Here is an 18,750-nt window from a genome sequence, read left to right as displayed (position 1 = left end):
ATAATATTTATTGGCGGAAAAGCAGGGATAAAATAGAATCATCAGATTTGTTGTAACTTTGCAAAGTTTTAACTGATATAACAAACAGAATGAGTTCATTGAAGAAAATTCCCTCTCCTATAGTATCTCTCCTGCCCATCGCACTGTTGGTAGGAATGTTATTTGCCACAATACATACATTCGGAAGCGATGCCTTGGGAGGAGGAAGCCAGATTTCCCTGCTGACCACAACAGCTTTCTGCGTATTTATAGGAATAGCTTTTTACCGGGTTCCCTGGAAAGATTACGAACTCGCCATTACGAATAATATTGCCGGAGTTGCCACTGCCATCATCATTCTGCTGATTATCGGTGCACTGAGCGGTGCATGGATGATAAGCGGCATCGTCCCTACCCTTATATATTATGGTATGCAGATTATCCATCCCGATTTCTTCCTGGCATCCACCTGCATCATCTGCGCACTGATTTCCGTGATGACGGGTAGCTCGTGGACCACAATCGCCACTATCGGTATTGCCTTGATGGGCATCGGCAAAGCACAGGGCTTCAATGAGGGTTGGATAGCGGGAGCCATCATCTCCGGCGCCTACTTCGGTGATAAGATTTCTCCATTGTCAGAAACCACCATACTCGCTTCTTCCATAACGGATGTACCTTTGTTCCGGCATATACGTTATATGCTGATTACGACCACGCCGTCATTGATTATCACACTCGTTATCTTCACCGTGATGGGTTTCGTCATCGAAACGCACTCTACGGAACACATGGCCGACTTTGCCGTTTCGCTGAAAGATACATTCACCATCACTCCCTGGCTGCTGATTGTCCCCATAGTGACCGGAATACTTATTGCACGGAAGACTCCGTCCATCATCACCTTGTTCCTCTCTACTCTGCTGGCAGGGATATGCGCTATCATCTTCCAGCCGGAATTGCTTCGGGAAATTGCCGGAGAGAGTAATATATTTAAAGGCATAATGATGACATTCTACGGAAACACCAGCCTGGACACGGGAAACACGATGCTGACCGACCTTGTTTCCACCCGTGGCATGGCGGGCATGATGGATACGGTCTGGCTGATACTTTGTGCCATGTGTTTCGGCGGCGCAATGACGGCAAGCGGCATGCTGGGCAGCATTACATCCGTCTTCGTACGCTTCATGAAAGGCAGGGTGAGTGTGGTGGCCTCCACCGTTTGTTCGGGATTGTTTCTCAATCTCACCACTGCCGACCAGTATATCAGTATCATCCTTACCGGAAATATGTTCCGCAACATTTATGAGAAAAAAGGATATGAGAACCGGTTGCTGAGCCGCACAACGGAAGATGCCGTCACCGTCACTTCGCCTCTGATACCCTGGAATACCTGTGGAATGACGCAGGCGACGATATTGAACGTATCTACGCTGACGTACCTTCCCTATTGCTTTTTCAACATTATCAGCCCGCTGATGAGCATCCTGGTTGCAGCCATCGGATATAAAATTGTGAAGCGTCCCGTGAACAATCCCGAATAAAGGTTGTTTTGCAATAAACGAACAAGAATCGTAAAACCTAAACATTAAAGAATTATGAAAAAGTTTATTGCATTAGTAGCATTAGTAATGATGAGTGCGGCAACGACCGCCATGTATGCACAAGAAAGTAGAGCGGAACGCCGCGCAGACCGTAAAGCTCAGAGAGACGCAGAACGCGCCCGCATGAAAGCTGAAGAACAAGTGGCCGACGCCATTTCGTATGATGACGCTGTGGCAGCATTGAAAGCCCACCAGTTTGTACTGGAAGCTGACCAGGTGATGTTTCGCAACGGACAGACGGCTTTTGTAAACTCCAACACCAACTTCGTATTAGTGAACCAAGGACGTGGTACCGTGCAGGTAGCATTCAACACTGTATATCCCGGTCCTAACGGTATCGGTGGTGTAACTGTGGACGGAACAACCTCGGATATGAAGATTACTACTGATAAAAAAGGTAATGTAAATTGCCAGTTCAGTATTCAGGGTATCGGTATTTCGGCACAGATTTTCATTACGCTGACCAACGGTGGCAACAATGCCAGTGTAACCATCAGCCCGAACTTCAACTCCAACACTATGACGTTGAGCGGTAATCTGGTTCCGTTAGACCAATCCAGTATCTTCAAAGGACGTTCCTGGTAAAGCCCTTTACAATATATATATTTCCACTCCGCTGCAAAGGTGCCTTTTAGGGATTATTTGCAGCGGAGTTTTTTGTGATAAATACGAATCAGCAGACAGCTCCCCATAGGACCGGAAAGGGACGAAAGCCGGACTGTAATGGTCAAGATATATGAGAGAGGCAGGATAAGGTTATAGATAAGCATAGAATCAATGCCAATGATTCCTATCATCAATACGGATGATGACTATCATCAATACGGATGATGACTACCATCAATACGGATGATGACTATCATCAATGCCGATGATGACTATCATCAATGCCAATGATGGTATTCCAATCTATATCCTTATCCTGTCTTTGTCATATACCTTGACCATTACAGCCCGGCTTCCAGCCCATCCGAACAAAAAAAGGAGTAGTTCATTTCATTCTGCCTCTGTTTGCATTATCTTTGTACCCGATATGAGAGAATTTATCATCGCCGACAATCAGGACATCACCAAAGCAGGTATGATGTTCTTGCTTAGCAAGCAAAAAGACACTGCCTTGTTGCTGGAAGCGGACAACAAAGGAGAATTGGTTCAGCAACTGCGCCTGCATCCGCAAGCAGTGGTTATACTGGACTATACCTTGTTTGACTTTTCCGGAGCAGACGAGCTGATTGTATTGCACGAACGATTTAAGGAAGCCGACTGGTTGCTTTTCTCGGACGAGTTGAGCGTAGAGTTTTTGCGGCAAGTGCTGTTCAGCAGCATGTCGTTCGGGGTAGTATTGAAAGATAATTCAAAAGAAGAAATACTGTCTGCACTGCAATGCGCCTCAAGGAAGGAACGGTTCATCTGCAATCATGTAAGTAACCTGTTGCTGTCCGGCAGCAATGCTGCTCCGGCCCGCCCCGTGCCGAAAGATGATTTACTGACCCCGGCGGAACGTAGCATACTGAAAGAAATAGCTTTAGGAAAAACAACCAAAGAGATTGCGGCGGAAAGAAATCTCAGTTTCCACACCGTAAACAGCCACCGCAAAAATATATTCCGCAAGTTAGGGGTGAACAATGCCCACGAAGCTACAAAATATGCGATGAAAGCGGGAATTGTCGACTTGGTGGAATACTATATATAAGGGAGTTTTCAGACACAGATTTCTCCGCTACCGATACATATCCGGGAAGCCTCGTCATAAACTACGCCGAATTGTCCCGGAGCTATGCCTTGCAGATTATCAGAAGAAATGATACGGTAGTTCCCTCCTTCCTGTACTAATTTTCCTTTCATAAACTCCGGCGTATGCCTGATTTTAAAAGTAACATCCACTTCTTCAGCCTCCTGCCAGGGATTTTCCGTTATAAAATGGAAATCGTGCATTCGGAATTCACGACCGTATTGCCATTGTGTGTCATATCCGCGAGAAACATAAAGCACATTTTCTTCAATATCCTTCCGAATAACAAACCAGGGACCGCCACTCAACCCCAGACCTTTACGCTGCCCGATAGTATGGAACCAATATCCGCGATGCGTACCAATCTTCTTACCGCTTTCCCACTCCACAATGTCCCCTTCACGCTCGCCAAGGAAACGGCGGACAAAGTCATTATAGTTAATCTTGCCCAAAAAGCAGATGCCTTGGCTGTCACGGCGGCGGGCAGTGGGCAATCCTGCCGTGCGGGCAATGTCCCGTACTTCCTGTTTCATCAGCCCACCCAAGGGGAACATTAGTTTGGAAACTTGCAGGTAATCAATCTGGGCAAGGAAATCGGTTTGGTCTTTTACCGGGTCTACGGCTGTACCCAGCCATATCTTCCCGTCTTTACTGACGGTAGTGGCATAATGCCCGGTAGCGGTAAAGTCAAATTCCTTCCCTACCTTCTGCTCGAAACAGCCGAATTTGATGAACCGGTTGCACATCACATCAGGATTGGGAGTCAAGCCGCGACGGATTTTATCAATGGCGTATGCAGCCACCTGTTCCCAATATTCATTCTGCAAATCTATCATCTCCAAAGGCAAGCCATAACGGCGGGCAACAGCCGAAGCCATCTCCCAATCTTCTTCGGCCGAACAATCCATAAATTCGGCACCGTCCATTCCTATCTTAATGTAAAAGAGGGACGGACGGTAACCTTGTTCACAAAGAAGGTGTACGACAACAGAACTGTCGACACCTCCTGATAATAAAACAGCAATATTCATTTAGTTAAGGAGTAGTTATTGTTCTTTCAAATTTTATCTAATGCCTGAGACAAGTCGTCCAGCAAATCGGCAATGTGTTCCGTGCCGATGGACAGACGGATAGTTCCCGGCTTGATGCCTTGTTCTTCCAGTTCCCGCTCATTCAGTTGTGAGTGGGTGGTGGTGGCGGGATGAATGACGAGAGATTTGACATCCGCCACATTCGCCAGAAGCGAGAATATCTGCAAGTTATCAATAAAAGTATGCGCCTCTTTCACTCCGCCCTTCACTTCAAAGGTAAAGATGGAACCGGCACCATTGGGGAAATACTTCTCATACAAAGCATGGTCCGGATGTTCCGGCAATGACGGATGATTGACCGCCGCCACTTTAGGATGCTTCTTCAGGAAATCAACCACTTTCAAGGCATTTTCCACATGGCGTTCCACACGGAGGGACAGCGTTTCCAGTCCCTGCAACAGAATGAATGCGTTGAACGGGCTAATAGTAGCCCCCGTGTCACGAAGCAGTACGGCGCGGATACGTGTGACATAAGCCGCAGGCCCCGCAGCATCCGTAAACCGTACACCATGATAACAAGGTTCCGGTTCCGTGAGTTGGGGGAACTTACCGGAAGCCACCCAGTCGAACTTACCGCTATCCACAATCACACCGCCCAATGACGTGCCATGACCGCCGATGAACTTCGTAGCGGAGTGGACTACGATATCCGCCCCGTGCTCTATGGGACGTATCAGGTAAGGAGTACCGAACGTATTATCAATAATCAATGGAATCCGGTGGCGATGGGCAATTTCGGCAATGGCATCAATATCAATGATATTGGAATTGGGATTGCCCAGGGTTTCGATAAATACGGCTTTCGTATTCTCCTGTATCGCATTCTCAAAGTTTGAAAGCTCCGTAGGGTCTACAAAAGTGGTAGTCACTCCGTAGGCCGGCAAAGTATGCGCCAACAGATTATAGGTACCTCCGTAGATAGTCTTGGCTGAGACAATATGATCTCCGGCACGGGTGATATTCTCAAAAGCATAAGTAACGGCAGCAGCTCCTGAAGCAACCGCCAATGCAGCAACGCCACCTTCCAGTGCAGCCACACGAGCCTCAAACACGCCTTGTGTGGAGTTTGTCAGCCGACCGTAAATATTACCCGCATCTTGCAGACCGAAGCGTGCGGCAGCATGGGCTGAGTCACGGAATACGTATGAAGTAGTTTGGTAAATGGGCACGGCGCGCGCATCGGTAGCCGGGTCGGGCTGTTCTTGTCCTACATGGAGTTGAAGCGTTTCAAAATGCAATTTCTTTGTTTCCATTGTCTTTGTATTTTTAGGATTAATTGATTGAGCGCAAAGATAATGGGATGTCCTGATATGGGCAATGACATAAGATAGGGAATTTTATACCACATTTATGGTAGATAAACAAACTATTCGCTAAATTTGCAACGAAAACCAAACGATAGATACAGATGAGAAGAAGGAATATACAGCTTTTCCTACTATTGGGAGTCCTCGCAATGACAAGTTTATTCTCTTGTGGAGTAGACCGTTGGCCGGAATATTACAAATGGACCGGGCGTGATCTATGGATAGACAGCGTCATGAGAGAAGAATATCTGTGGTTTGAAGACATCCCCAACACAAAGGACCTGAACTACTTCCTTGAACCAGATGCTTTTTTGAAGAAAATAATATCCCCACTCGATAAAGGATACTCCAGCGTAGATACGCTGTATGCTACCCCATTGCCAAGTTATGGTTTCGACTATACGCTGTATAGTATAGTTGGTAATGACACTGCTTTTAATGCGCTGATTACTTATGTAATACCCGGTTCTCCTGCCGCCGAAGTTGGTTTAAAACGGGGTGAGTGGATTATGAAAGTCAACGATGACTTTATCACCAAGAAAACTGAAGAATTATTGAAAGAAGGTGAAAGCCGGAAGTTATTAATGGGAGAATATAGTGCACAGGAAAATGAAGCAGGGGAAACAGAAGGTGTCATTACTTCCTATGGTGAAGCCAACCTACCCGCTTCCCGCCCCGTGGAAGACGTTACGATACCCGCCTATGATGTTCTCACCGGTGGTGTAGGTTATCTGGCATACAATAGTTTCAGTGCAGAAGATAATAGTGAATTGCTTCGACTCTCCCAATACTATAAAGAGAACAATGTGAAAGAGTTTGTTCTCGACTTACGCTACAATGCCGGTGGAGCAATGGATTGTGTACAACTTCTGGCAACGATATTAGCACCTGCAGATAAATTAGGCAGTACCCTCGCTTCACTGGAATACAGCCAAAAGCAGATGTCCAAAGACCGGGAACTCACTTTCGACAACCAGCTTTTGCAAGGAGGTAACAATTTAAATCTATCGAAAGTATATATCCTGACAAGCAGTACTACTGCAGGCGCCGCAGAAATGCTGATCAACTGCCTGAAGCCTTATATGACCGTAGTACTTGTGGGTGCCACAACTAAGGGAGAAAACGTAGCAACAGCCAGTTTCTCCAGTGATAAGTTCCAGTGGATTCTTCGCCCCGTTGTATGCGAGGTATTCAATTCCGAAGGCAAGGCTGATTATTCCACTGGCTTTACTGCAGACTATGCAGTCAATTCCCTACAAGACTTTGCAAAAGTACTGCCCTTAGGTAATCCTAATGAAGAAATGTTGAGTGCAGCATTAGGAATCATTGATGGTAGCATCGTACTTCCGAAACCGGAGCCAGAACCGGAGCCCGAAACCCAAATGAAAGCGGTGAAAAGTGTGAAAGTAAAACGCACTTTCCGCAGCGGTCTTATCGTTAAATAAACCAGAATGAAGAAAAATATTCTCATAGCATTGCTATTCATAGGAGGATTGACGGCTTGTAATGATAATGATAACGAACAACCGAAGAACTTAGAATCCGTAAACATCTTTGTCTGTAGTGACGAATTAGCAATACCAAATGCCCTTGGATATCCTATAACTAATTTCTCACAAATAAAATTATCGGAGATTAAGACAGGAGACGCACAGCCGGTTACTCTCACTCAAACTTATGACTATGAAGCTGGTCGGATAGCAAGATTTACATCTCTACAGAAGTTTGCAGCCGGAGGAGAATCCTTTGAAATAGAGAATATTACCGATGTTGTTTATGAAGATCACAAAGTAATAGTTACAGATGAAATCAACAATGTATCTACATATACACTGAATGATAAAGGATATGCCGTAAGTTGTGTACGTCAGGAAATGGATGGGAAAGTACGCTCTTACACATTCAGTTATCTCACCAATACAGCCGGAAAATATTTTCTTAAGAACATAACAGAAACACTGAATGGAGATCGAATTTATTCCACAATCAATATTGATTATAACAATTATAGAGCATTACGCATCACCCAGCAGATTGATGTTTATGAGCAAACGTATATAGCCAGCACACCTGCTGATAATGAAATTGCCAACACGTCAGAGATTCCATATCTATTCTTGACAGATCTATATCCCCTTTCATTCCACTCGGTAGCCATTTACGGGAAGTTCTTGGGAGATGCATACAATACTCTGATTACTAACCTCAGACCCGAAGATAACAGTGAAAGTAACGAAACCACGACTTATAAATATAAATTCGACGGACGAGGTATCGTTACTTCCTGTGATGAGGTGACCAAGAGTTACGGAGACAACTACGAGCGTACCATAAAGTACACAATCGAATAAATTGAAATATTATTTCCTGAAGAATTTATCAAAGAAAAGAATTTGGTAATCAATAGAGTTATTCCAGTATTGCCCGTTATGTGCACCAGGACGAGTAATAAAGTCATGACTAATATTCTTTTCCAATAAAGCTTTATGCAATGCTTTATTTACTTCCAGGAAGAAATCTTTTTCGCCACAATCGATAATTAATGCCAAATCACCATCTGTAATCTTATCAATCTGGGTAATGACAGTGTGCTGGTCCCATAAAGCGCTGTCGGCCTCGTATTCACCGAGTTGTTTGCTCATCTCCCAATTCTTCGGGAATGGGCGGATATCCACTCCACCACTGGTACTTCCTCCGGCACCAAATACATCTTTATGACGGATTGCAAGCCACAAAGCACCATGACCACCCATGCTCAATCCGGTAATGGCCCTTCCTTTTTTCTCCGGAATTGTGGAATAGTTTTTATCTGTATAATTCACCAGTTCTGAAGCTACAAAAGTTTCATAGCGGTAAGCCGGATTCTTAGGACTATCCCAGTACCAACTGTTTTTACCATCAGGACATACAAAGATGATTCCTTTTTCATCCGCAATCTTAGGCAATTCCGGCTTAACACCTACCCAGGTACGTGCATTGCCACCATAACCATGCAACAGATAAACGACCGGGCAAGCCTCAGCTTTCTCTCCCAATGCTTTATCAGGAAGTACATACACTACCTGTACCTCCTTATTCATGGAGGGACTTTTCACCATTATAGTATCTACTCGTGCAGCCTGTGTGGCAACAACCGAAAACAGTAATAGAACACTGAATAAAATTTGTTTTCTTTTCATGTCTTTCATTCTTTAATAATCTCTATAAATAGGCAGCAATATTAGTAATAAAATTCAAAAAATTAGTAAGTTTGCAACATAAACTATTCGTAACCTATATGGAATTTATAATTATTCTATTTTTATTAGTGTTGAACGGCGTCTTTGCCATGTATGAAATAGCATTGGTGTCGTCCAGCAAAGCACGACTTGAAACCCTTGCAGGAAAGGGAAACAAAAGAGCCAAAGGAGTATTGAAACAGTTAGAAGAACCCGAGAAATTTCTTTCTACCATCCAAATCGGCATCACGCTCATCGGTATTGTATCCGGTGCTTTCGGTGGTGTAGCCATTGCCGACAATGTAGCACCATTATTCGCCTCCATTCCTGGGGCCGCCCCCTATGCAAAAGACCTTGCCATGATTACAACAGTGGCAATCATTACGTACCTCTCACTCATCATTGGTGAATTGGTGCCCAAATCCATAGCACTGAGTAATCCGGAGCGATATGCAACTCTACTGAGTCCGGTCATGATTTTACTGACCAAAGTATCTTATCCGTTCGTCTGCCTGCTCAGTTTCTCAACCAAGATAGTGAATAAACTAATCGGATTGAACAATGGAGAAGAACGTCCCATGACACAGGAAGAATTGAAAATGATTCTGCATCAAAGTTCAGAACAGGGTGTTATCGATAAGGAGGAAACAGAAATGTTACGGGATGTATTCCGCTTCTCAGATAAGCGTGCCAATGAATTGATGACTTACCGCCGCGATCTTGTCGTACTATATCCCACATACACACGTGATGAGGTACTACACATTATCCGCGAACAACATTTCAGCAAATATCTGTTGGTAGAGAAAGGAAAAGATGATATTATCGGAGTAGTGTCCGTCAAGGATATTATTCTAATGTTAGGCAATGATCACCCTTTCGATTTACGTGGTATTGCCCGCCCTCCCCTGTTTATTCCGGAAAGTTTATATGCCAAGAAAGTTTTAGAGCTATTTAAGAAGAACAAAAATAAGTTCGGAGTTGTTGTAGACGAGTATGGTAATACAGCCGGCATTATCACCTTGCACGATTTGACGGAAAGTATCTTCGGAGACATCCTTGAAGAGAACGAAACAGAAGAAGAAGAAATCGTCACACGGCAAGATGGCTCGATGCTCGTAGAAGCTTCTATGAATATAGATGATTTTATGGAAGAGATGGGCATCCTGAGTTATGATGATCTGAAGGTGGAAGACTTTACCACACTAAGCGGTCTCGCCATGTTCCTCATCGGGCGGGTACCTAAAGCAGGAGACTTGTTCAACTACAAGAACCTACAGTTTGAAGTTGTGGACATGGATCGTGGACGAGTGGATAAACTACTCGTTATCAAAAAAGAAGAGGAAGAATAGTGTGAATTTGCATTATATATTAACTTAAACCATTAAAGCAATGAAAAAAGTAATGATGATTGCAGCCATCGCAGCTGCATTGGTATCCTGCCAATCAAAAGGAACCCAGAACAATGATTCCACCGTAGATGAAGGAGTGTTGACAGTTGCCGGGAATGATTCTTCTGCCGTAGCCGTATACGAAGGTCTTCTTCCTGCTGCCGACGGCCCGGGTATCCAATACGTATTGAGCGTGGACAGTGTAGGTCCTGACGGAGAAAGTGGTTATACTTTGGTTACGACTTATCTGGATGCGGAAGGTCAAGGAAAAAATAAGAGCTTTACTTCCAAAGGCAAGAAGCAAGTCATCAAGAAAACAGTAGATAACAAACAGAAGACAGCCTACAAACTGACACCGAATGATGGTGACGCTCCCGTCTACTTTGTAGTAGTGAACGATACCACTTTACGTTTGGTTAACGATAGTCTGCAAGAAGCTGTCAGCGACCTAAACTACGATATTATTCAAGTGAAGAAATAATCAGCAAGTAAAAAAATATCCCCTTGCTTTATGCAAGGGGATATTTTTTATCTCATTAAGTAACACTAAAAAATAACCTGGTATAAATGGGCATTTTATTTTTCCGGTTAGAGAAATATTTTTTCCCAATAGGAGAAAAATGATTTAGTAATAAACTAATAATAAATTGGAAGATAAACCGACATTTATGTACCAAGTTCTTCTTTTACGATTATTAAAGCATTACTAAAATTAGAAAACCTTATTTTATTTCTTAGCTGCCGGAGAAGAATATCTTGCGTTCAATCCTTCTACGATTTCTTTCGTAATGTTATAGATGCTGTCAGCGTACAACAGATTGTCGAAACCTGTATTACTGATAATCATACTATATCCTTTTGTCTTATTATACTCTTTCAGGAAAGCATTGATAGAATCGCGCAATTGCAGGCTATTCTTTTCGTTTTCGCTCATCAACTCTGATTGCAGTTTGTTGCTCAATGTCTGCAAATCCTGTTCCAACTTGGCAATGCGGTTGTACTCCTGCTGTGCTCTTTCCGGAGACAGATAAGCATTATTCTGATACTTCGTCTGGAAATCCTGTTTCTGCTTATCCAATTCACGAGCTTTCTGGTTCAGCGTCAAACGAACATTTTCACTCTTCTTTACCATACCTTCATTCAGGTCGATGCAGAAATTATATTGTGCCAGAAGCGTGTCTATTTCAACATAAGCAATCTTCATTCCAGTAAGTTCACCTGAAGCTTGGCCTGACGTAGTTGCCGTTTGATTTTCAGCTTTACCTGTACATTGAGAAAATAAAACGATAAGTGCAAGGGCAGCCAAACCGTTTACGAGGTAGTTCAATCTCTTCATAACTTGTAAAAAATATAGTTTTAAAATTATTAATTCATACTATCATTTAAGGCTTTCTCCAGTTCATCAATAGAAAAACGCGGCTTTTTCTGTGCTTCCCTGTCTTGCGATTGGGCACACCCAATACCTCTCTCCCGCATTGCTTTATTACCGCTGACGTGCCCGTTAGGGAACTTTCCGCCTTTCACAAAAAAGACTTTTACACCTAATAATGCAATGCAAATAGCAACTATTAACAAACTTATCAATACTGTATCGAGCATTTCTACTATTTTTGTAATACGAAAACAGGCTACATTTCAGCAAAATGAAAATAAAATTTTCTTTTGCATTCAATTTGCTCTATTTTTGTGGGTGCAAATATAGGGCTTTGTATGGACTAACCCGCTTTTTTTACCATAAAAAAAGAGAAGCGGTTATAAAATAGCCAATTGATTTAACCATATTTAGCAATAAGAGGTTAAATACGAACATTCATAAAGGAATTAATATGGAAAAGAATGAACTGAAACCGGCAGGCGTTTTTCATTATTTCGATGAAATCTGCCAAGTGCCGCGTCCTTCAAAGAAGGAAGAGAAAATGATTGCTTATCTGAAAGCATTCGGTGAGAAACATAAGTTGGAAACGCTGGTGGACGAAGCTGGCAACGTCCTCATCAAAAAGCCCGCTACACCGGGCATGGAGAATCGTAAAACCGTTGTACTGCAATCTCACATCGACATGGTGTGCGAAAAGAACAATGATGTGCAGCACGATTTCCTCACCGACCCGATAGAGACTGTGATTGAAGGTGAATGGATGAAAGCCAAAGGTACAACACTGGGAGCCGACAACGGTATCGGTGTAGCTACCGAACTGGCTATCCTTGCTGATGACAGTATTCAGCACGGACCTCTGGAATGCCTGTTTACAGTGGACGAAGAAACCGGATTGACCGGTGCTTTTGCCCTAAAAGAAGGTTTCATGAACGGGGATATTTTGCTGAACCTCGACTCGGAAGATGAAGGTGAACTCTTTATCGGCTGTGCAGGAGGAATCGACTCCGTTGCAGAGTTTACATATAAAGAGGTGGATGTACCTGCCGGATATTTCTGTTGCAAGGTACAAGTGAAAGGTTTAAAAGGCGGACATTCCGGGGGAGATATCCATCTGGGGCTTGGCAATGCCAATAAGATACTGAACCGCTTCCTGAGCCAGACTTTCCGGAAGTACGATATGTACCTGTGCGAAATCGATGGTGGTAATCTGCGCAATGCCATTGCTCGCGAAGCACACGCCATTATCGCTATACCGGAAGACAATAAACATGATCTGCGTGCCGACCTGAATATATTCGCAGCCGAAGTACAGACCGAGTATGCCGTAGTCGATCCGACTCTGCAGCTCGTTTTAGAATCGGAAAATGCTTGTGCGAAAGCTATCGATAAAGATACCACCAAACGTTTGCTGCAAAGCCTCTATGCTTGTCCCCACGGAGTTTATGCTATGAGTCAGGACATCCCCGGACTGGTGGAAACTTCTACCAATCTTGCATCTGTCAAGATGAAGCCGGACAATGTGATTCGCATCGAAACCAGCCAGCGCAGTTCTACCGCCTCTTCCAAACAAGACATCGCCAATATGGTACGTACCGTATTCGATATGAGTGGAGCCAAAGTTAGTTTCGGTGACGGCTATCCGGGTTGGAAGCCCAACCCTCACTCCGAAATACTGGAAATTGCAGTCGAATCTTACAAACGTTTATTCGGTATAGATGCTAAAGTGAAAGCAATTCATGCCGGACTGGAATGCGGTCTGTTCCTCGATAAGTATCCTTCACTGGATATGATATCCTTTGGTCCGACTTTGCAAGGCGTACATTCCCCCGATGAACGGATGCTGATTCCTACAGTGGATAAATTCTGGAAACACTTGCTGGAGATTCTGGCTAATGTTCCCGTAAAGAAGTAACTTACATCCCTTATTCCTCTTATACGGATGGTTAAAGGGAAGCATGTATAAGATGGCATCTTGTGTAACATAAGATGCCATCTTTCGTAACGCAAAATGCTATCTTATGCATAATGCCCTATAGCGATGTACTCCTTTCAATATAACATCGCCTCATCAAGGTAGTAAGATTAAAGCGAACGATATAATAAAGCGACAGGAATACCGTTATTTAGTAAAACTTGCAGAACGTACGGTATGAAATCAAAAGCACTATACCTTATATATATATTCCCGGTACTTTTCCTGTTGCCCTTTACCGCTTGTGACGACATGGACGATTATTCGTCCGACCCGAAGCATACACTTTGTTTCTCGCAAGATACGCTATGCATGGATACCGTTCTCACCGGTATTCCCACATCCACCCGTCAACTGAAAGTATACAACCCGAATAAGAAAGCATTGTTAATATCTTCCATAGTCCTTGCCGATGCCGGGAAATCCGGTTTTCGCATCAATGTGGATGGCATAAAGGAAAATCAATTCTCCGATATAGAAATTGCAGGCGAAGACAGCTTGTATATTTTTGTAGAAGCGACCCTGCATCAGCAAGACAATGCCGACATCAGATTAATAAAAGACTCCATTCTTTTTCAACTGAATGGCATCCGACAGGAAGTAAAGCTGCAGGCATATGCACAAGACGCTTTTACTTTCCGGGGAAAAGTAATTGAAAAAGATACCTTGATTACATCCCAACGTCCGATACTGATTTATGACAGTATCAGTATTGCCCCGGATGTACACTTAACACTCGCGGCAGGCACCCGCTTGTATTTCCACGGCAAGGCAGGAATGCAGATACACGGACGCCTGTCAGCAGAAGGTACCCTTTCCGCTCCGGTTATTTTCCGGGGAGATCGTACAGACCGGATGTTCCCCTATCTTCCTTATGACCGGTTACCGGGACAATGGGGAGGCTTACGTTTTTACAAAACCAGCTATGAGAATCATCTGGTTTATGCAGATATTCACGGTGGTAGTTTCGGCATTCGTTGCGATTCTTCGATGACAGACCGCAGGAAGTTGACATTGGAATCCTCTCTCATACGACAAGTATCGGGCAATGGACTGGAGTTGACATCGTGTCAGGTAGTGGTAGGAAACAGTGAGATCAGTAATGCGGGAGAAAACTGCGTCAGCCTGTTAGGGGGAGATTATACATTTACCCACTGTACACTGGCAAATTACTTTAGTTGGAATGTACGGAAAGGGGTGGCATTGCAAGTGCGGAATGAACTGGATGATACTGCATATCCGCTTTCATCGGCTATTTTCCGTAATTGTATTATCGCGGGTTCGGGCACGGACGAAATTAACGGAGGACGCTCTAAAAATGAGAATATAGCTTTCAATTATTACTTCTCACACTGCCTCATCAACTCGATAGAAGAAGAGAATGACAAGATAGTCAATGTTATCTGGGAGAAGGATGATAATTTCATGCTGATGGATAACCATACACAGGAATACAATCTTAATCTTGGTGAAAAATCCAAAGCCATTAATTGGGGAAGAAAAGAAGATGCAAACACCTACCCTATTGACAGAAATGGACACTCCCGCCTACAGGATGTAGCACCGGATGCAGGATGTTATGAATCTATGATCTTACCATCATACTAAAAATGGTTCTCAATGAACATTAAACTATATATTACTTTTTCATTTCTGTTCGCTCCTTTTGTCTTCCTTTGCGGACAAACGAAAAAAGACACCCTCTCTTTTCGCGTTGTCAGTTATAATGTTGAAAACTTATTCGACTGCCGCCACGATACGCTAAAAAACGACTATGAATTCCTGCCCGACGCAGTACGCCACTGGAATTATACGAAATATAAAATGAAGTTGGATAACATAGCCCGCACCATCACAGCCGCAGGCGGTTGGACTCCACCTGCACTTGTTGCCCTTTGTGAAGTGGAAAATGACAGTGTATTACGCGACCTGACTCGGCGCTCGGTTCTTCGGGAAGCCGGATACCGCTATGTGACGACCAACTCACCCGACCAGCGAGGTATTGATGTGGCATTGCTTTACCAACGGGACCGTTTCAAACTGATTTCCTATCAAGGAATCTCCATACCTTATATATCCGGTAAAAAGAAATTTCGCCCTACACGGGATATACTACACGTTTGCGGGATGTTATTAAACCACGATACACTGGATGTTTTTGTAGTTCATCTTCCGTCCCGTTCAGGAGGTGCCAAAGAAAGCGAGCCTTACCGTCTACATGCTGCCCGGCAATTGAAAGCTACGGCAGACAGTATCTACCTCCATCGGTATCATCCGCAAATTCTTATCATGGGAGACTTCAACGATTATCCCGATAATGCATCGGTCAGCAAAATAGTCTCAGCAAAAGCACCGCCCCAAGACAAAAATAGTTTGCAACCACAAAGATTCTATCACTTGCTTGCCCGTAAGGCCACTACACAAAAAAACTTCGGCAGTTATAAATATCAAGGCGAATGGGGATTACTGGATCATATCATTGTCTCCGGCACGCTTCTCCAGCCGGATACAGACTTTTGCACCAGTGAAAACAAAGCCGATATCTTTCGTCCTTCTTTCCTATTGACGGATGATAAAAAGTATGGCGGTGTACAGCCATTCCGCACTTACTACGGAATGAAGTACCAGAACGGTTACAGCGATCACCTGCCTGTATGGGCAGATTTCCGGCTCATTTATTAATCCGAATACTGATACAATTTCAAATCAAACTTCTGTACCATTACCAGCAAATGATCGAATATATCGGACTGAATGCGCTCATATTCTTTCCATACCTTGTTCCGGGAAAAGAAATAGACCTGAATAGGAACTCCGTAAGTTGTCATTTCCTTCTGACTGATAATCAAGTCCAGATCCTGATTTACAACAGGTAGGCTACAAAGATAGCGTTCGATGTAAATGCGGTAGAGTTGCGCATTGGTAGGCACCTCCCCTTCCGCCGGCTGATAGTCCGCCATCAAAGGAACTTCCTTGCGAATGGTATCCAACATCTCAGGAGTACAGAACTTCAATGTGGTCATGTCCAGATAGATATTCTTGTCCACACGCCGGCCACCACTCTCCTGCATGCCACGCCAGTTCTGAAAAGAACCGTTCACTAAGGTATAAGGCGGAATGGTAGAAATTGTGTTATCCCAGTTCTGTATCTTCACGGTGTTGAGAGTGATCTCTTTCACAATACCATTGGCAGATCCGTTGGGTAAAGCAATCCAGTCGCCGATACGCAGCATTTCATTGGCAGAGAGTTGCACTCCGGCCACAAACCCCAAAATACTATCTTTAAATACCAACATCAATACTGCTGCCGAAGCACCCAATCCGGCAAAAAGGGTTGCGGGAGATTTATCGATAAGAATAGATATGGCAATGATAGCAGCCACAAAGAACAGTAGTACTTGCAATACCTGGACAAAACCTTTCATCGGGTGATTCTTACTATTGTCTTTTTGATTATGAAAATCCAGAAAAACCAGTAACAGTCCGTTCAGCGCAAAGGCTAATGCAGCTACAATATACACGGCACACACCTTCTGAGCCAAGTCCAACAGCTCTACTCCATGCACAAAAGTATGGGGCAACAGAAAATAAATCAGAATGCCCGGCAAGGTATGTATCAGGTGAGGAACGACCTTCCGCTTCATTAATAAGGTATTCCAACGGTGAGGTGAACGATTTGTATAATGCTTCATACCACCCACAAATATGGCTTGGAATAGATAGTCTAGTCCTACAGCTATAGCAATAATCAATATGGCGATGATAGTCTCATCAAATGTATTCGCAAATTTGGGATCTACTCCCCAACCTACAAGGGTTTTATTCATCCACCCTCCTAATGTCGTCATATATTCCTCCGATTTTAGTTGCTTATTAAGAATAATAACAGATAAAGGGGGCAGGTTGTTTAATGAAACATTTTTCCGGCTTCATCTTTTAGTTTTCCGGCTTCGGCAAAAAAGTCCCGATACATCTGTCTGAAACAGTTTACTTTCGTTCCCGGATTAAACGAAAAAAGTATGAACCGAAACGTAACATTTATCAGTATTCTTAGCCTCGGACTCCTGTTGGGCGCTTGTAGCAATAACTCTTCTTCACAGGAAGAGACTTTAATTGTGAAAACTGCTACTGCCAGCACCTACAGTAACGAAACTGTCAAAGAGTTCCCCATCATCACCCAACCGTTCCGTACCACAGAACTTTCTTTCCGTGTCAGTGGCCCCATCGACCGGCTGGATGTCTATGCCGGAAACTATTACCGCCGTGGAGATATTATTGCAGAAATCGACCCGCGGGATTATCGCATCCGACGTGAACGTGCCGAAGCCGTCTACCGCCAGGCAAAGGCAGAGTACGAACGTATCAGTGCGCTTTACCAGAAAAACAATCTTTCTGCCAGTACTTACGAGAAAGCACGGGCGGAATATACTTCTGCCAAGACAGCTTTTGATACAGCGGTCAACGAACTGGAAGATACCCGGCTGATAGCCCCCTTCAACGGATATGTAGGTGAAGTCTATGTAGAGAAATTCCAGGAGGTTAAAGCCAGTCAGCCCGTATTAACATTTATCGATATAGACCAACTGAAAATAGAAGCATACGTGACGCAAGATATTGCCTACCGTGTTCAGCCCAGGCAAAACGTACAACTGACCCTGGACGTACAACCGAACATGAAGTTAAAAGCGCAGATTGCAGAAGTTTCCAAAGGAACGACACAGAACAATCTTTCTTATCTGGTGACGGCACTGTTGCCCAATAAGGAAGCCCGGTTACTGGCTGGTATGTCAGGTAAGGTGCGTTTTGAAGAAACTTTCCCGGAATTATCAGATAGTACTGCCACCCAGTTGGTTTGTATTCCACAAACAGCCTTATGCAACCGTCCCACAGTGGGTAGTTATGTGTGGGCAATCCATCCTGAAAGCGGCATAGTCAGCCAACGCAAAGTAACCGTCAGTAGTTTACTGCCACACGGCAATGCAGGTATCACTGCCGGATTACAACCCGGTGAAATAGTAGCCACAAGCAGCCTGCGTTTCCTGTCGGATGGTATGAAAGTAAAAACCCAATGAAACAGT

At 43.9% G+C, this 18,750-nt stretch carries 17 protein-coding genes; 11 read left to right on the top strand and 6 right to left on the bottom strand.

Annotated elements, in window-relative coordinates; genetic code table 11:
• Positions 1-98: 98 nt before the first annotated feature.
• The 3 genes from nhaC to DW182_RS00785 all read left to right on the top strand — a co-directional run bounded on the left by nhaC (position 99) and on the right by DW182_RS00785 (position 3,279).
• Entirely contained in the window at positions 99-1,526 is a 1,428-nt protein-coding gene (gene nhaC / locus DW182_RS00795; protein WP_118294341.1) for a Na+/H+ antiporter NhaC, read from the top strand.
• A 54-nt stretch (positions 1,527-1,580) separates the two neighbouring features.
• Positions 1,581-2,171, top strand: coding sequence for a DUF4251 domain-containing protein (locus tag DW182_RS00790; RefSeq protein WP_007664192.1), 591 nt, complete (start codon positions 1,581-1,583; stop codon positions 2,169-2,171).
• A gap of 448 nt (positions 2,172-2,619) precedes the next feature.
• A complete protein-coding gene (locus tag DW182_RS00785) occupies positions 2,620-3,279 on the top strand; it encodes a response regulator transcription factor (protein ID WP_118294524.1) in 660 nt (219 codons plus the stop codon).
• Positions 3,280-3,287: 8 nt separating this feature from the next.
• Here the strand turns inward: DW182_RS00785 and mnmA are convergent, their stop codons facing one another.
• Together mnmA and DW182_RS00775 are read right to left on the bottom strand one after the other, a co-directional pair.
• Positions 3,288-4,349, bottom strand: a complete 1,062-nt coding sequence (gene mnmA / locus DW182_RS00780) for a tRNA 2-thiouridine(34) synthase MnmA (RefSeq protein WP_118294340.1) — start codon at positions 4,347-4,349, stop codon at positions 3,288-3,290.
• Between the two features lie 26 nt (positions 4,350-4,375).
• Positions 4,376-5,662, bottom strand: coding sequence for an O-acetylhomoserine aminocarboxypropyltransferase/cysteine synthase family protein (locus DW182_RS00775; protein ID WP_118294339.1), 1,287 nt, complete (start codon positions 5,660-5,662; stop codon positions 4,376-4,378).
• Between the two features lie 155 nt (positions 5,663-5,817).
• Between DW182_RS00775 and DW182_RS00770 the strand changes: the two genes are divergently transcribed.
• On the top strand, positions 5,818-7,161 hold the full coding sequence (locus DW182_RS00770; RefSeq protein WP_118294338.1) for a S41 family peptidase: 1,344 nt from the start codon (positions 5,818-5,820) through the stop codon (positions 7,159-7,161).
• Positions 7,162-7,167: 6 nt separating this feature from the next.
• Positions 7,168-8,067: a DUF4595 domain-containing protein gene (locus DW182_RS00765; protein ID WP_118294337.1), complete on the top strand. Its 900-nt coding sequence runs from the start codon at positions 7,168-7,170 to the stop codon at positions 8,065-8,067.
• A 9-nt stretch (positions 8,068-8,076) separates the two neighbouring features.
• Here DW182_RS00765 and DW182_RS00760 read toward each other — a convergent pair whose 3' ends face one another.
• The gene (locus DW182_RS00760; RefSeq protein WP_118294336.1) at positions 8,077-8,895 is read right to left on the bottom strand and encodes an alpha/beta hydrolase family protein; all 819 of its coding nucleotides are present in this window, start codon (positions 8,893-8,895) and stop codon (positions 8,077-8,079) included.
• Between the two features lie 98 nt (positions 8,896-8,993).
• Here DW182_RS00760 and DW182_RS00755 point away from each other — a divergent pair, with 98 nt between their 5' ends.
• Positions 8,994-10,286 carry a hemolysin family protein gene (locus DW182_RS00755; RefSeq protein WP_118294335.1) on the top strand — a complete coding sequence of 431 codons (1,293 nt, stop codon included), beginning with the start codon at positions 8,994-8,996 and terminating at the stop codon, positions 10,284-10,286.
• Positions 10,287-10,326: 40 nt separating this feature from the next.
• Complete coding sequence (locus tag DW182_RS00750; protein ID WP_007664207.1) at positions 10,327-10,806, top strand: copper resistance protein NlpE N-terminal domain-containing protein; 480 nt, start codon at positions 10,327-10,329, stop codon at positions 10,804-10,806.
• 246 nt (positions 10,807-11,052) lie between these two features.
• Here DW182_RS00750 and DW182_RS00745 read toward each other — a convergent pair whose 3' ends face one another.
• Both DW182_RS00745 and DW182_RS00740 read right to left on the bottom strand, forming a co-directional pair.
• The gene (locus tag DW182_RS00745) at positions 11,053-11,661 is read right to left on the bottom strand and encodes an OmpH family outer membrane protein (RefSeq protein WP_118294334.1); all 609 of its coding nucleotides are present in this window, start codon (positions 11,659-11,661) and stop codon (positions 11,053-11,055) included.
• A gap of 29 nt (positions 11,662-11,690) precedes the next feature.
• Entirely contained in the window at positions 11,691-11,924 is a 234-nt protein-coding gene (locus tag DW182_RS00740; protein WP_007214686.1) for a hypothetical protein, read from the bottom strand.
• A gap of 227 nt (positions 11,925-12,151) precedes the next feature.
• Between DW182_RS00740 and DW182_RS00735 the strand changes: the two genes are divergently transcribed.
• The 3 genes from DW182_RS00735 to DW182_RS00725 all read left to right on the top strand — a co-directional run bounded on the left by DW182_RS00735 (position 12,152) and on the right by DW182_RS00725 (position 16,354).
• Positions 12,152-13,612 (top strand): aminoacyl-histidine dipeptidase, encoded by a 1,461-nt coding sequence (locus DW182_RS00735; RefSeq protein WP_118294333.1) that lies wholly within the window; start codon positions 12,152-12,154, stop codon positions 13,610-13,612.
• Between the two features lie 237 nt (positions 13,613-13,849).
• The gene (locus tag DW182_RS00730) at positions 13,850-15,280 is read left to right on the top strand and encodes a hypothetical protein (protein ID WP_118294332.1); all 1,431 of its coding nucleotides are present in this window, start codon (positions 13,850-13,852) and stop codon (positions 15,278-15,280) included.
• A gap of 12 nt (positions 15,281-15,292) precedes the next feature.
• The gene (locus DW182_RS00725; RefSeq protein WP_118294331.1) at positions 15,293-16,354 is read left to right on the top strand and encodes an endonuclease/exonuclease/phosphatase family protein; all 1,062 of its coding nucleotides are present in this window, start codon (positions 15,293-15,295) and stop codon (positions 16,352-16,354) included.
• Here DW182_RS00725 and DW182_RS00720 read toward each other — a convergent pair.
• Positions 16,351-17,520 (bottom strand): mechanosensitive ion channel family protein, encoded by a 1,170-nt coding sequence (locus DW182_RS00720; protein WP_118294330.1) that lies wholly within the window; start codon positions 17,518-17,520, stop codon positions 16,351-16,353. The genes DW182_RS00725 and DW182_RS00720 overlap by 4 nt on opposite strands.
• A gap of 171 nt (positions 17,521-17,691) precedes the next feature.
• Between DW182_RS00720 and DW182_RS00715 the strand changes: the two genes are divergently transcribed.
• On the top strand, positions 17,692-18,744 hold the full coding sequence (locus DW182_RS00715) for an efflux RND transporter periplasmic adaptor subunit (RefSeq protein ID WP_118294329.1): 1,053 nt from the start codon (positions 17,692-17,694) through the stop codon (positions 18,742-18,744).
• Positions 18,745-18,750: the final 6 nt, after the last annotated feature.

Origin of the sequence: Bacteroides sp. AM16-24, assembly GCF_003471885.1 — a bacterium.
Taxonomy (GTDB): domain Bacteria; phylum Bacteroidota; class Bacteroidia; order Bacteroidales; family Bacteroidaceae; genus Bacteroides.
Note: the sequence above shows the minus strand (reverse complement) of the source record. Positions and strands in the feature narration are given on the sequence as shown.